The 13899-nt window shown below is 57.8% G+C and carries 12 protein-coding genes; 4 read left to right on the top strand and 8 right to left on the bottom strand.

Annotated elements, in window-relative coordinates:
- Window positions 1-26 precede the first annotated feature (26 nt).
- The 5 genes from ACXAGD_RS09285 to acs form a co-directional block, all read right to left on the bottom strand.
- Window positions 27-1850, bottom strand: a complete 1824-nt coding sequence (locus ACXAGD_RS09285) for a DUF294 nucleotidyltransferase-like domain-containing protein (protein ID WP_475209952.1) — start codon at window positions 1848-1850, stop codon at window positions 27-29.
- A gap of 109 nt (window positions 1851-1959) precedes the next feature.
- Entirely contained in the window at window positions 1960-3744 is a 1785-nt protein-coding gene (locus tag ACXAGD_RS09280; RefSeq protein ID WP_475209950.1) for a sodium:solute symporter family protein, read from the bottom strand.
- A gap of 15 nt (window positions 3745-3759) precedes the next feature.
- Window positions 3760-4044: a DUF4212 domain-containing protein gene (locus ACXAGD_RS09275; protein WP_475209948.1), complete on the bottom strand. Its 285-nt coding sequence runs from the start codon at window positions 4042-4044 to the stop codon at window positions 3760-3762.
- A 182-nt stretch (window positions 4045-4226) separates the two neighbouring features.
- Window positions 4227-4910, bottom strand: coding sequence for an adenylate kinase (locus ACXAGD_RS09270; protein WP_475209945.1), 684 nt, complete (start codon window positions 4908-4910; stop codon window positions 4227-4229).
- Between the two features lie 7 nt (window positions 4911-4917).
- On the bottom strand, window positions 4918-6882 hold the full coding sequence (gene acs / locus ACXAGD_RS09265) for an acetate--CoA ligase (RefSeq protein ID WP_475209944.1): 1965 nt from the start codon (window positions 6880-6882) through the stop codon (window positions 4918-4920).
- Window positions 6883-7297: 415 nt separating this feature from the next.
- On the opposite strand from acs, the gene dctP reads away from it, so the two are divergent.
- The 3 genes from dctP to ACXAGD_RS09250 all read left to right on the top strand — a co-directional run bounded on the left by dctP (window position 7298) and on the right by ACXAGD_RS09250 (window position 10414).
- The gene (gene dctP / locus ACXAGD_RS09260; protein WP_475209943.1) at window positions 7298-8314 is read left to right on the top strand and encodes a TRAP transporter substrate-binding protein DctP; all 1017 of its coding nucleotides are present in this window, start codon (window positions 7298-7300) and stop codon (window positions 8312-8314) included.
- 63 nt (window positions 8315-8377) lie between these two features.
- The gene (locus ACXAGD_RS09255; RefSeq protein ID WP_475209941.1) at window positions 8378-9007 is read left to right on the top strand and encodes a TRAP transporter small permease subunit; all 630 of its coding nucleotides are present in this window, start codon (window positions 8378-8380) and stop codon (window positions 9005-9007) included.
- Between the two features lie 3 nt (window positions 9008-9010).
- Window positions 9011-10414 carry a TRAP transporter large permease gene (locus ACXAGD_RS09250; RefSeq protein WP_475209939.1) on the top strand — a complete coding sequence of 468 codons (1404 nt, stop codon included), beginning with the start codon at window positions 9011-9013 and terminating at the stop codon, window positions 10412-10414.
- 52 nt (window positions 10415-10466) lie between these two features.
- On the opposite strand, the gene ACXAGD_RS09245 is transcribed toward ACXAGD_RS09250, so the two are convergent.
- From ACXAGD_RS09245 to rocF, 3 genes are read right to left on the bottom strand one after another with little or no spacing between them, the layout of a single operon-like run.
- Window positions 10467-11507: an ornithine cyclodeaminase gene (locus ACXAGD_RS09245; RefSeq protein ID WP_475209937.1), complete on the bottom strand. Its 1041-nt coding sequence runs from the start codon at window positions 11505-11507 to the stop codon at window positions 10467-10469.
- Between the two features lie 9 nt (window positions 11508-11516).
- On the bottom strand, window positions 11517-12431 hold the full coding sequence (gene ctlX, locus ACXAGD_RS09240; RefSeq protein WP_475209935.1) for a citrulline utilization hydrolase CtlX: 915 nt from the start codon (window positions 12429-12431) through the stop codon (window positions 11517-11519).
- Complete coding sequence (gene rocF / locus ACXAGD_RS09235; protein ID WP_475209933.1) at window positions 12431-13351, bottom strand: arginase; 921 nt, start codon at window positions 13349-13351, stop codon at window positions 12431-12433. Before rocF ends, ctlX begins: the two co-directional genes overlap by 1 nt.
- Before the next feature lie 86 nt (window positions 13352-13437).
- On the opposite strand from rocF, the gene ACXAGD_RS09230 reads away from it, so the two are divergent.
- A complete protein-coding gene (locus tag ACXAGD_RS09230) occupies window positions 13438-13866 on the top strand; it encodes an Lrp/AsnC family transcriptional regulator (protein ID WP_170324645.1) in 429 nt (142 codons plus the stop codon).
- The last annotated feature ends 33 nt before the right edge of the window (window positions 13867-13899 follow it).

Below are 13899 nucleotides of genomic sequence, written 5' to 3'. Positions count from 1 at the left end.
TTGCGTCCGTTTAGTGTTGTTGCGACCTAGCCCAGCATACCTTTGCCATGGCCCACCGCCGATTGCATTGTTTTTACAACAACGAAGGCGTCGCGCAGATGGCTTCGCTCAAAATCCGACAGAGCGGAGGGCGGAAGATAGTTGTCGGGCTTTTCGCCGGATTTGACCAGCCTTACCTGATGTTCCAGCCGGGTTTCGGCAATCAGATCATAGGCGTCCAGAATGTCTCGTGCACCTGAAGGGCTGAGCACACCGGCAGCCTCGGCGGCTTTCAGGCGGGCGCGTGTGTTGGCCTCGGTCAGTTGGCCTTGCAGGCTGTAGACGCGGGCCAAATCGACCACAGGCACCACGCCGTTGTGTTTCAAGTCCAGCGTGTTGCGATGCTCGCCCGAGCGGATGGTGGCAAAGCCCCGCAGCAGGCCAAGCGGAGGCGTGTGCTTCAGCGAGTTCGAGATCATATGCGCCACAAAGATCGAATTCGCATTGGCGGCGGCCAACGTGTCGGTCTGAAGATCAGTAAACAATTCAAACGCGCCACCGATAGGGCGCAGGTCGAACATGACCGATGCCAACATCTGTGCTTCGGGGTTCGGCTTTGCGATCCAGCCCTCGAAATAGTCGCGCCATACACTCACCGGCTGACACCAGCGGGGATTGGTCGCCATCATATCACCGGGGCAATAAAAATATCCGCAGGTATCCAGCCCGTCCGAAACAAATTTCGCCAGTTCCGTGAAATAGGCCATGTCGGCCTCGGTCACGCTATCGTCCAGAACCAGGCAGTTGTCCTGATCCGAAACACCGGTTTGTTCCTGACGGCCTTGCGAGCCACAGGCCAACCACAAATAGGGCACCGGTGCCGGACCGAATTTCTTTTCGGCCAAGGCCAGCAGCCGCCGGGTGGCGGTATCGGCAATGTCGGTGATTAGACGGGTGACGATTTCGTGCCGGTTTCCCGCCGCAACCAATTGCACCAGCAATTGCGGGATTTCGGCGGTGACCTGCGCCATTTCAGCCGCCGAATTGGCTAGGGCGATCTGACGAACCAGTTCTGCCGAACTGACGGCCTGATAATGGGTAAGGTCGGTTTGTGTCACGATGCCGACCAGCTTGCCGCCCTCGGCGACCGGGATATGACCAATCCCGCGCTCCATCATCACATGCAGCACATCCGAGCCGATATCGGAGGGCGACAGGGTGATCGGATCAGCGGTCATGATTGCCGACACGGGCGTATTCTCGGGCATCGCGTCCGCCACGTATTTGCCCGAGATGTCGCGCAGCGTGACGATACCCAACAACGACTCTCCCTCGGTCACGCAGAGGCTTGAGATATGGCGGTTCCGCATCAGTCGCGCGGCTTCCTGAACGGGCATCGCCGCGGGGCAGGTGGCAGGGTTGCGGGCCATCAGGACATCAATCGCACTGGTGGCGAGGCTTTGCGGCCCAGAGCGTTCGCCGCGTGTTCGGTCAAAGAACTTGGCGACGAAGTCATGGTCGTCGATCAGTTGACGCACCACAGAGGGAGGCAAAACAAAAAGAACGGTCGGAGTATCTGCGTGCGCGTGTGTTGCAGCCTTGCCGTCTTTCAGCAGGCCGCGCTCACCAAAAGAGTTTCGGAGCCCAAGATGAGAGACCACTGCGCCGTTTTCATCCGTAATCTCAACCTGACCTTCGTAGATCAGGAAAACGCCGGGCAGGGCGTGACCCAATTTGTAGACCGGGGACCCTTCCTCAACTTCTCGCACCTCGATCTGTTTGGCCAGATCGTCCAGTGCCTGGGCGGGCAGGGCGTCATAAGGGTGTACGGATTTCAGAAACCGAGTGATCTGGTCTTTTGAAAGGGGCATCGAGAAATCCCGGGTCTTGGGTTGAAAAATCCCGCCCGGTGGTATGCCGGACGGGAGTAGTAGATCGAAAAATGCGGCACATGGAAGTTAACCATATGCCGCATCATGCTCATTTGTTCTGAGCTGCGCCCGCGCCACGGGGAATGCGAACGCTTTCGACCAATTCCACGATCTCCTGCGGGGTCTCTTTCGTCATGCCGGCGACAACATATGCTACTGCAAAGTTGATCATCGCACCGATCGCACCGAACGAGGTCGACTTGATCGGACCCAGCAGCGGGTCAGCATCGGTGAACGAGTTGGTGCCCGGAATGAACAGCCAGCCCTTGTGCAGGAAGATGTAGACCAACGTGACCGTCAGACCTGCCAGCATACCTGCAACCGCACCGGTGTTGTTGATGCGGGTCGAGAAGATCCCCATCATCAGCGCCGGGAAGATCGAGGCAGCCGCCAGACCGAAGGCCAAGGCCACGGTTTGAGCCGCAAAGCCCGGTGGGTTCAGACCCAGATAGGTCGCGACAACGATAGCCACAGCCATTGCGACCCGAGCTGCCATCAGCTCGCCTTTTTCCGAGATCTGCGGGTTGATTGCGCCTTTGACAAGGTCGTGAGACACAGCGGACGAAATCGCCAGCAACAGGCCCGCAGCAGTCGACAGAGCAGCCGCAAGACCACCAGCCGCAACCAGACCGATCACCCAACCCGGCAGGTTGGCGATTTCGGGGTTGGCCAGAACCAGAATGTCACGGTTGAACTTGGTCAGCTCGTTACCGACCCAGCCTTTTTCTTCCGCGATGGTCTGCATGGCTTCGGACTTGTCGTTGTAGTACTGGATCTTGCCGTCGCCGTTTTTGTCTTCCCAATCCAGAAGACCGGTTTTCTGCCAAGTTTTCATCCAGTCATAACGCGGATCGGTGTCGATTTCCTCGACCGAAACAGCGCCACCCTCGATGCCACCGTTGGGCCACATCATGTCGGTGATGTTAAGACGCGCCATTGCGCCAACCGCAGGGGCGGTCAGGTACAGCAGAGCGATGAAAACCAGCGTCCAGCCAGCGGACCAACGAGCGTCAGACACTTTTGGCACGGTGAAGAAGCGCATGATCACGTGCGGCAGACCGGCAGTACCGATCATCAGCGACAGCGTGAACAGAACCATGTTCAGCGTGTTCGAGTGGTGCGCCGTATAGTCAGCAAAACCCAACTCGGTCACGATCGCGTCGAGCTTGGTCAGCAGGGGCTCACCGCTTGCGGTGTCACCAAACAGACCCAGGGCCGGAATCGGCGTGCCGGTCAGCTGCAGCGAGATGAAGATCGCCGGGATGGTGTAGGCTGTGATCAGCACGCAGTACTGAGCAACCTGGGTGTAGGTCACACCCTTCATCCCGCCGAACACCGCGTAGGCAAACACGACACAGGCACCGATCAGCAGACCGGAAGTGTTCGAGACCTCGAGGAAGCGGCCAAAGGCCACGCCCACGCCGGTCATCTGACCGATAACGTAAGTCACCGACGCGACGATCAGACAGATCACAGCAACGATACGTGCGGTCTGGCTGTAGAAGCGGTCGCCGATGAATTCCGAGACGGTGTATTTGCCGAACTTACGCAGGTAAGGCGCAAGCAGCAGAGCCAGCAGCACGTAGCCACCGGTCCAACCCATCAGGAAGGTTGAGTTGTCATAGCCGGTAAAGGCAATGAGGCCTGCCATCGAGATGAACGAGGCCGCGGACATCCAGTCCGCCGCGGTCGCCATACCGTTGGTGACCGGGTGAACGCCGCGACCCGCGGCGTAGAATTCCGATGTGGAACCCGCACGGGCCCAGATCGCGATGCCGATGTATAGCGCGAAAGATGCGCCAACAAACAGCAGGTTGATGGTAAACTGATCCATTGTCCCCGCTCTCCCTTACTCTTCGTCTACGCCGTATTCGGCGTCCAGCTTGTTCATGCGCCAGGCGTAGTTGAAGATCAGCACCAGAAAGACCAGAATCGATCCCTGCTGAGCGAACCAAAAGCCCAGATCGGTTCCGCCCACGGCGATACCCGACAGTAGCGGACGCAGCAGAATGCCGAATCCAAACGACACCAGCGCCCAGATGACGAGGCTGATGTAGATGAGGCGCAGGTTGGCCTGCCAATAGCCCTTATCGGACTCGGCAGTCTGCGCGGAGTTTGTAGAATTATCCGCCATTGCGGGTTCCTCCTTGATTCCTCGTTGGGCGGCCCGTCACCCAACTCCTCCAGCGCTTCGGGCCGCTTCTCGATTGTGCCGAACACCGGTTGGCGTTAGGCAAAACTTCACCGGTCCGCCAAGGCGGGTCCTTTGAAGTATTCCGTTGTAGGATCAAAGCCCTATGGGCTTATCTTCTCCCCTTAATTCATGACCCCGCGCACGAGCCCTTGCAGGTCGTTGGCGATGTCATCGATCTGACCCATGGCGTCGATGCCTTTCAGCACGCCTTGGGTCTGATAGTAGTCAATCAGCGGTGCCGTTTGGGCATGATACGCAGCGAGGCGGGACGCGACGGTTTCGGCGTTGTCGTCCGCGCGACGCTTGAATTCGCTGTGGCCACACTTGTCGCACTTGCCCTCCTCGGCAGGTTGCTTGAACTGATCGTGGTAGCCTTCACCGCAGCCGGCGCAGGTGTACCGGCCTGAAATACGGATCACCATTTCGGCGTCCTGAACTTCAAGGCTGATCGCGGCGCTGATCTTTTGGTCCGAAGATGCCAGCAGGCCGTCCAGCGCCTCGGCCTGAACCGTGGTGCGCGGGAAGCCATCCAGAATGACGCCCTTGGTACAATCCGGTTGGGCCATACGGTCGCGCAGGATGGCAATGACGATCTCATCACTGACCAGATCGCCTGCTTCCATCACGGCCTTGGCGGCCAGACCAGCCTCGGTGCCTGCAGCAACGGCTTCGCGCAGCAGATCGCCGGTGCTGAGCTGAACCAGCCCGAACTTGTCTTCCAGCATACGCGCTTGCGTGCCCTTCCCGGCGCCCGGAGGGCCGAGAAGGATCAGAACGGCGGGAGTAGTGGTAGCGGCAGCGTCCATCACATCCTCACTTGTTCGCGCGGTTTGCAATCAGATCATCGACCACCGACGGATCGGCCAATGTCGAGGTGTCACCCAGTGAGCCGAAGTCGTTCTCGGCTATCTTGCGCAGGATACGGCGCATAATCTTGCCCGAACGGGTCTTGGGCAGACCCGGAGACCATTGGATCACATCCGGAGACGCGATCGGGCCGATCTCGGTCCGGACCCAGGTGCGCAGCTCTTTCATCAGCTCGTCGCTGGGCTCGCGATCATTCATCAGAGTGACATAGCAATAGATGCCTTGCCCTTTGATTTCATGGGGATAACCCACCACTGCGGCCTCGGCCACGGCGGCATGCGCCACCAGTGCGCTTTCAACTTCGGCGGTGCCCATACGGTGACCGGATACGTTGATCACATCATCAACGCGACCGGTGATCCAATAGTCACCATCTTCGTCACGACGGCAACCGTCGCCAGTGAAGTAGTATCCTTTGTAATCCGAGAAGTAAGTTTTCTCGAACCGCTCATGATCGCCCCAGACGGTGCGCATTTGGCCCGGCCAGCTGTCCTTGATGCACAGAACACCTTCGACGCCGTTGCCGTTGATCTCAACTCCGGACTGAGGATCCAGAACAACAGGGTTCACGCCGAAGAAGGGCTTTTGAGCCGAACCCGGTTTCAAGGTATGCGCGCCGGGCAGGGGAGTCATCATGTGACCACCGGTTTCAGTTTGCCACCAGGTGTCGACGATGGGGCATTTACCTTTGCCGATAACGTCGTTGTACCAGTTCCACGCTTCCGGGTTGATCGGTTCACCCACCGTGCCCAGCAGGCGCAGGTCGCTCAGATCGTGCTTTTCGACGAATTCGTTGCCTTGACCCATCAGGGCGCGAATGGCGGTCGGCGCAGTGTAGAACTGGTTGACCTTGTGCTTGGCACAAACTTCCCAGAAACGACCTGCATCCGGATAAGTCGGGACGCCTTCGAACATAACCGAGGTTGCGCCGTTGGCCAGCGGACCATAGACGATATAGCTGTGTCCGGTGACCCAGCCCACATCGGCGGTGCACCAGTACACGTCACCTTCGTGGTAGTCGAATGTGATTTCGTGGGTCAGCGCGGCATAGACCAGATAGCCGCCACTGGAGTGAACCACCCCCTTCGGCTGACCAGTCGAACCCGATGTGTAGAGAATGAACAGCGGATCTTCTGCGTTCATCTCGGCAGGTGCGCAGTAGTCGTCCGCCTCAAGCGCCATTTCGTTGTAGTCAAAATCCCGGCCTGAAACCCATGTGGTTTGACCGCCCGTCCGTTTAACGACCAGACACTTTACTGTGTCTTTACAATGCAGCAGTGCGGCATCCGCGTTCGACTTCAGCGGTGTCTTTCGACCGCCGCGCGGTGCTTCGTCGGCGGTGATGATGACTTTGGCGTCACTACCGTTAACACGGGCTGCCAGAGCGTCCGGAGAAAAGCCGGCGAACACGATCGAGTGGATTGCGCCTATACGGGCGCAGGCCAGCATCGCATAAGCCGCCTCAGGGATCATGGGCAGGTAAATGACGACACGATCACCTTTGCGTACGCCCATCGATTCCAGGATGTTGGCCATGCGACAGGTGCGGCGGTGTAGCTCTGCATAAGTAATGTGCTGCGCTTGATCATTTGGATCATCCGGCTCCCAGATGATCGCGGTCTGATCGCCGCGTGTTTTCAGATGACGATCCAGGCAGTTGGCAGAAACGTTCAGCGTGCCGTCGGCATACCAGTTGATATTGACCGAACCAAAGTCATAGCTGACATCCTTTACCTGGGAGTAGGGCTTGATCCAGTCGATCCGCTTGCCTTGTTCACCCCAGAACGCGACGGGATCTTCAATCGAGGCCTCGTACATTTCATTGTACTTGTCAGCATCGATATGCGCGCGCGCAACGGTTTCGGCGGACGGCGGATAGACGTTGGCATCTGCCTTGGCAGCGGTTGTCATCTTGAGGCTCCTCCCTCTGGACTGAATATTCTGGATCAATACTGCCCGCCTTGCGAGCGCTGTCGATCCGTTTCCTCCCTAGTACGGATAATACGAAGAACTGAAAACAATGAAATAAATTACCGAAATTCCTGCATTTGTTTGTAAATAAATTTTATCGTGGTAGGTAATTTAGTAAATCAAGTGGCATTGTTGTTTAAAAGATACAATAAAAACAATGATAAGGCTGTCATGGTTTTTATGGGTGAGTCGATGGTGTTCTTTTGCAGTTTTCACCGCAGCTAATTCACCTTTTGGTTGTTAGCGCTGGCGGTCGCCGGTGTAGCGACGCGTTCAGGGTTGGCACATTTCGATGTTGGCGCTAGCTTGAATCTCAAGCGCTTGAACAAGAAGCGCAGCAAAGGGAGAACTCATCATGAAAAAGATTTTAAGCGGCGCTGCAGTCGCCGCCTTGGGTGTTGCATTCGTCTCTGAGGCCGCAGCAACCGAATGGAATGCCTCGGTTTGGGGCAAGCGCCGCGCCTTTACCGAACATGTTGAAAAGCTGGCTGAACTGGTCAGCGAAAAGACAGGTGGCGAATTTACCATCAATGTCAGCTATGGCGGCCTGTCCAAGCCTAAGGAAAACCTTGATGGAATCGAGATCGGCGCCTTCGAGATGGCCCAGTTCTGTGCCGGTTACCACCGTGACAAAAACCGCGCGATCACTGTGTTGGAGTTGCCGTTTCTGGGTGTGAACACCTTGGAAGAAGAAGTTGCCGTCAGCCATGCCGTCTATGATCACCCGGCGGTCAAGGATGAGATGGCGCAGTGGAACGCGCGCATCATCATGACTTCGCCCATGCCGCAGTACAACATCGTTGGCACCGGTGAACCGCGCGATGAACTGGCCGAGTTCGATGGGATGCGTGTCCGTGCGACCGGTGGTTTGGGTCAGGCGTTCGAAGCAGTCGGAGGGGTGCCGACTTCGGTTCCCGCAACCGAAGCGTTTAATGCGATGGAGTCTGGGGTCGTCGATACAGTCGCCTTTGCCCAGCACGCGCACCTGTCTTTTGGCACGATCAACGAAGCTGATTGGTGGACCGCCAACCTGAACCCCGGTACAGTAAACTGCCCGGTTGTGGTGAACATCGAAGCCTATGAGGCACTGCCTGCCGAACATAAAGAAGCGTTGAACAGCTCGATCAGCGAGGCGATTGATCACTACCTTGCGAATTACAGCGGGCTTCTTGAGCAATGGGACAGCGTTCTTGATGAAAAGGGTGTCCAAAAGGTCGAGATCGACGACGCCGTAATCGAAGAGTTCCGCACCAAGGCAGCTGATCCAATCCGTGAACAGTGGATTGCCGACATGTCCGCGCAGGGGCTTCCGGCGCAGGACCTCTATGATCTGGTTCAGACGACACTGAAACAACAGCGCGGCGGCAACTGATTGCCCCGTCCGGGTGTCTGAACGGGCACCCGGACACAAATACCAAAACAGGGGATCACCGGAATGGCAGGACAGGCCACGGTGCTTGAGGACGGCAGTCGGCTTAGCCGTCTGGACCGTCATCTATTGAAGTTAGAGCAGTTTCTTGCGCTGATCAGCGGTTTGGCCGTTTTCGGGCTGATGGTGCTGGCCGTGGTCTCGGTTAGTGGGCGCAACGCGATCAATGCGCCGCTGCCGGGCTACGTGGACTGGATAGAACAAGCCATGCCCTTAATCGCTTTTCTGGGTATCTCCTATGTGCAGCGCGAAGGCGGTCACATCCGAATGGATATCGTCATCTCACGCCTGCATGGCCGGGCGTTGTGGCTGTTCGAGCTGATTTCGGTCGTTCTGATCCTTGTGCTGATGCTGGCGCTTGTTTGGGGCAGCTGGTCCCATTTCGACCGCTCTTTCGATTTTGGTGCACCGCTTTGGAGCCGGGACAGTTCGATTGACATCGGCATTCCTCTGTGGCCGGCCAAGCTGCTGGCACCGGTGGCGTTTTCGGTGCTGTGTGTGCGGTTGGTCCTGCAGATCTGGGGCTATGGGCGTGCCTTTGTGCTGGGGTTGGAACACCCGGTGGCGGTGCCTCTGATACAGGACGCCGCTGCTCAGGCCGCGGCCGAAGCCGAGCAATTTGAAGGGCAGGACTAGCGAATGGACACGATAGACATTGGTCTGTGGGTCACCGCTGGCCTGCTGGTTCTGGTGGTCACGGGCATGCGCGTGGCTTTCGCGGCGGGTCTTGCGGGGCTGGTGGGGCTTGTCTGGATATTCTGGGCCAAGTTCGGATACGACCCTGACCGTTTCGGCAAAGCGCTGACGGTTGCTGTCAAAACGGCGGGGCAGGTGCCACATTCGAAAGTCGCCGCCCATGCGCTCAGCCTGATCCCGACCTTCATCCTGATCGGTTATCTGGCCTATTATGCGGGCCTCACGCGCGCACTGTTTGAGGCGGCCAAACGCTGGGTGGCGTGGGTGCCGGGCGGGCTTGCGGTTTCGACAGTGTTTGCGACCGCCGGGTTCGCCGCGGTGTCGGGCGCGTCCGTCGCCACGTCTGCCGTCTTCGCCCGGATCGCCATCCCCGAGATGCTGAAGGTTGGCTACAACAAACAATTCGCCGCCGGGGTGGTCGCCGCAGGCGGCACGCTGGCCTCGCTGATCCCGCCTTCAGCCATCCTTGTAATCTACGCTATCATTGTTGAGCAGGACGTGGGCAAGCTACTGCTGGCCGGTTTCATTCCGGGCGCGTTTTCGGCGGTGATCTACGGGTTGCTGATCGTCGGTATCGCGGTGTTCTTCAGAAACGTTGGCCCCCCAGTCAAGGGTTTCACATGGAAGCAGCGCTTTGCTTCGTTACCCGGCGCCTTTCCAATCGTGGCCGTGATCCTGATCATCATCTGCTTTGTCTACAACCCATTTGGAGAAAGCGCCTGGGGCACTCCGACAGAAGGCGGTGCGATCGGAGCATTCATCGTCTTCTGCTTTGCCTTGTTTCACGGGATGCGGTGGACCGAGTTGAAATCTGCGCTGCTGGAAACCGCCAAGCTGACAGCGATGATCTTCTCGATCATTTGGGGTGTTCTGATCTACGTCCGGTTTCTGGGGTTCGCCGACTTGCCGGGGGCATTTTCGGACTGGATCACCTCATTGGAAATGTCTCCGATGCTGATCCTGATCTGCATCCTTCTGGCTTATGCAGTGCTTGGTATGTTCATGGATGCCATCGGGATGCTGTTGCTGACATTGCCCGTGGTCTACCCAGCGGTAATGGCCCTGAACGGAGGCGAGGGCGTCAGCGCGGCAGACAGCACCTTTGGCATGTCCGGCCCGATGTGCGCGATCTGGTTCGGTATATTGGTGGTAAAAATGGCAGAGTTTTGCCTGATTACACCACCCATTGGCCTGAACTGTTTCGTGGTCGCCGGCGTGCGCCCGGACCTGAGCGTGCAGGATGTATTCAAAGGCGTAACCCCGTTCTTCATCGCTGACGGCGTCACTATTGCGCTGCTTGTGGCGTTCCCAGGGATTGTTCTCTACCTGCCGTCCTTGGCCGGATAGAAAAAGCCCCCGGCGATTGGCCGGGGGCAAGGTAATGCTATTTGCGGGTTCTTTAGCTTGCCCGCATCAGCATCCCAAACAGATCTCGTGGGTCATCAGGGTCAGCCAGCATGTCCAAAGGCTCAAAGAAATCGGTGCCTTCAATGGCAGACTTGACATAGCGAAGGGCCGAAAAGTCCTCGATCGCGAAACCCACACTGTCGAAAAGAGTGATCTGACGGTCGTCGCGGCGACCCTCGGCTTGTCCTGTTATGACTTGCCACATCTCGGTCACTGGATGATCGTCATCCAGCGCCTGAATCTCGCCTTCGATCCGCGTCTGTTCAGGGTATTCAACAAAGATGTCCGAGCGCAGAAGGATATCGCGGTGCAGTTCCGTCTTGCCTGGACAGTCGCCGCCGATTGCGTTGATGTGCACGCCGGGGCCGACCATGTTGTCGGTCAGGATCGTGGCGTTTTTCTTGTCAGCCGTACAGGTGGTGATGATATGCGCGCCCTCGATGGCCTCTTCGGGGGTTGAGCAGGGCACAACGGTCAGGCCAGTCCCTTGCAGGTTGGCGGCGCATTTCTTGGTCGCATTGCTGTCAGTGTCATAGAGACGAACGGTGGTGATCCCGCACATCGCCTTGAAGGCCAGACACTGGAACTCTGACTGCGCACCATTGCCGATCATGGCCATGACTGTTGATGATTTCGGCGCCAGATAGCTGCCGACCAGCGCCGAGGTTGCCGCAGTTCGCAGCGCGGTCAGCATGGTCATTTCGGTCAGCAGAGTAGGGTAGCCCGTATAAACATCCGCCAGCAGACCAAAGGCGGTGACGGTTTGCAGCCCCTCAGACGTGTTCTTGGGGTGCCCGTTTACGTATTTGAACCCGTAAGCCTCTCCGTCCGATGTCGGCATCAGCTCGATCACGCCATGCGGCGAGTGGGCCGGGATGCGCGGGGTTTTGTCAAAGCTCTCCCAGCGTTTGAAATCGGATTCGATCTGAGCAGCGATCTGAGTGATCATCTGCTCGACCCCGACATGATGCACCAGACGCATCATGTTGTCGACGGATACGAAGGGCACAAGCGCCTTGTCAGAAGGTTGCATCGGGGTCTCCTATCGGCGGGACAGGTGGATGCCTGCAATCATGCAGCGCACGGATCCACCGGCAGTTTCAATGGTCGGAACCGAGAGCGGCAGCGGCGTGGCGCTGGCCTCGATTGTGGCGATTTGTTTGGGTGTAAGCGCGGAAAGCGCCCGACTGGAGAGCGCCAAAACCAGACCGTCACGCCCGCTAAGCTCAATTGCGTTACCGGCAAACTCGGCGATCTGCTCGTGGCTCAGATCAATGACGGTACGACCGCTTTCCTCAAGCCGCGCCTGGACCGTTGCGCGCCGTTCCGCGTCGGTGATCATATCCAGACAAATTAGTGCGTAGTTGGTGCCGATACCCATCAGAACGTTGGTGTGATAGACGTCGCGCCCGGTGGCATCCTTTGCCTCGAACACCATGGGCTCATAGTTGAAGTGGGTGCAGAAACGTTCCAGCAGAACGGGATCGGCACGGTTGGATTTGACCGTATAAGCCACGCGACCAATGTGATCCAAAACCATTGCGCCAGTACCTTCCAGCGCCAGCTTGTCCTGTTCCAGACCGGAATAGTCGATCACGTCCTGAACGCGGTATTCCTGTTTTAACACTTCGATTACATCCGCCCGGCGCTCGCGACGGCGCGACGGAACATACATCGGATAAATCGCCACATGCCCACCAGGATGGGTCGAGAACCAGTTGTTCGGAAAAACGCTGTCAGGCGTGTCTTGCTCACCGTGATCGTCGAAAACGTGAACCCTTACGCCAGCATCGCGTAACTGAGCGACCGCCGTGTCATGTTCCGCGCGCGCTGCAACAGAGGGTGTCGCGTGCGTAGAGAGCGTCTGAAACGCATTGTCGCCGTGTGTTTCTGGGTTCGACGTAAACGCATGGGGACGGATCATCACGACGGCTGAAGGGGCTTGCAGAGACTGCATCAGAAACTCCGGGTTGGGCGGTCAAAGATGCGGCGGCCCAGCAATGAGGCGGCCAGATCGACCATCAGTTTTGCAGTGCGGCCACGTTCGTCGAGAAACGGGTTCAGCTCGACCAGATCCAGCGAACAAACGAGACCACTTTCGTGCAGCAACTCCATCACCAGATGCGCCTCGCGTTCTGTGGCGCCGCCGGGAACAGTGGTGCCGACAGCGGGGGCGATGGAGGGGTCGAGGAAATCAACATCAAGAGAGACGTGCAAAATACCATTGGCTGCCCGAACCCGATCCAGAAAAGCCATCAGGGGTGCTTTGATTCCGTGTTCGTCAATGCTGCGCATATCTGCCAACATGGCATGGTCTTGTTCCAGTCGGGCGCGTTCAGCGGGGTCGACCGAGCGTAGGCCGATCATACCGACGCGGTCGGTTGGCACCGGGGCTGGCACAGTTGGAAAAGCGTCGAAACCTGGCTGGCCGGTAAAATATGCCACCGGTGTACCGTGCAGATTACCGCTGTCGGTGCTGTCGGGCGTATGAAAGTCGCTATGGGCATCCAGCCAAAGCACGAACAAAGGCCGCCCGATCTGTTCGGCATGAGAGGCCATTCCTGCGACGGTGCCCATCGATAGCGCATGATCGCCGCCCATGAAGATCGGCAGACCCTTCGGTGCGGTTTCTTGCGCAGCGCGGCACAGTGCGCTGGTCCAGCCGATAACCTCGGGCAGGGCGAAAAGATGTGTGTGTTCCGGGGTGCCCGTCTCGTCAGGGCTGATGTCGCCAAGGTCGGTCACCTGATGCCCTAGATCCGCCAAGGCCTCACCCAGACCAGCCACGCGATAGGCATCAGGCCCCATCCGACAGCCTTGACGCCGCTTGCCCGCGTCCATCGGAGCGCCGGCTAAAATTACGTGTTTGTTCTCCATACGACTATTTAGAGTTTCGCATAGGGTTGCGAGAAGAGGTCAATTTGCTCAAAATGAAATTCGTGTTTACAAAATGAGAAATCAACATGGACGATTTGGATAGTAGGTTGTTGAATGCACTGCACCGGGACGCTCGGGCGTCTCTGTCCGAACTGGCCGAGACCTTAGGGGTCACCCGCACGACCGTCCGCAGTCGTCTGCAACGCCTGAAGCAATCCGGTGAGATTGTTGGCTTTACCGTCTTGACCCGTCAGGATGTGGCGGAAAGCCCAGTGCGCGGGCTGATGATGTTGGAAATTGAAGGCCGCGGCACCGAGCGCACAATGGCCCGAATTGCTGCCCTGCGCCAGGTGCGCGCTGTGCATACAACAAACGGCAGCTGGGATCTTATCGCCGAAATCGGAACCGAAACTCTGGCTGAGCTTGACGAAGTTCTGTTTCAAATCCGGCGGATGGAGGGGATCACCAAGTCTGAGACCAATCTGTTGCTGTCTACGCGTAAGGGCCGCGTCTAACCCGCCCATAGTGCTTTGAGGTTCAAGGAAAAT

Source organism: Ruegeria sp. ABF4_144, from assembly GCF_056160045.1.
Note: the sequence above shows the minus strand (reverse complement) of the source record. Positions and strands in the feature narration are given on the sequence as shown.

Bases quoted from the DNA above. Each gene is read 5' to 3' on its own strand.
- ACXAGD_RS09280 (WP_475209950.1), bottom strand. From the start codon at position 3,744: ATGGATCAGTTTACCATCAACCTGCTGTTTGTTGGCGCATCTTTCGCG.
- dctP (WP_475209943.1), top strand. From the start codon at position 7,298: ATGAAAAAGATTTTAAGCGGCGCTGCAGTCGCCGCCTTGGGTGTTGCA.
- ACXAGD_RS09250 (WP_475209939.1), top strand. From the start codon at position 9,011: ATGGACACGATAGACATTGGTCTGTGGGTCACCGCTGGCCTGCTGGTT.
- ctlX (WP_475209935.1), bottom strand. From the start codon at position 12,431: ATGCAGTCTCTGCAAGCCCCTTCAGCCGTCGTGATGATCCGTCCCCAT.
- ACXAGD_RS09230 (WP_170324645.1), top strand. From the start codon at position 13,438: ATGGACGATTTGGATAGTAGGTTGTTGAATGCACTGCACCGGGACGCT.
- ACXAGD_RS09255 (WP_475209941.1), top strand. From the start codon at position 8,378: ATGGCAGGACAGGCCACGGTGCTTGAGGACGGCAGTCGGCTTAGCCGT.
- ACXAGD_RS09245 (WP_475209937.1), bottom strand. From the start codon at position 11,507: ATGCAACCTTCTGACAAGGCGCTTGTGCCCTTCGTATCCGTCGACAAC.
- ACXAGD_RS09270 (WP_475209945.1), bottom strand. From the start codon at position 4,910: ATGGACGCTGCCGCTACCACTACTCCCGCCGTTCTGATCCTTCTCGGC.
- acs (WP_475209944.1), bottom strand. From the start codon at position 6,882: ATGACAACCGCTGCCAAGGCAGATGCCAACGTCTATCCGCCGTCCGCC.
- ACXAGD_RS09285 (WP_475209952.1), bottom strand. From the start codon at position 1,850: ATGCCCCTTTCAAAAGACCAGATCACTCGGTTTCTGAAATCCGTACAC.
- rocF (WP_475209933.1), bottom strand. From the start codon at position 13,351: ATGGAGAACAAACACGTAATTTTAGCCGGCGCTCCGATGGACGCGGGC.
- ACXAGD_RS09275 (WP_475209948.1), bottom strand. From the start codon at position 4,044: ATGGCGGATAATTCTACAAACTCCGCGCAGACTGCCGAGTCCGATAAG.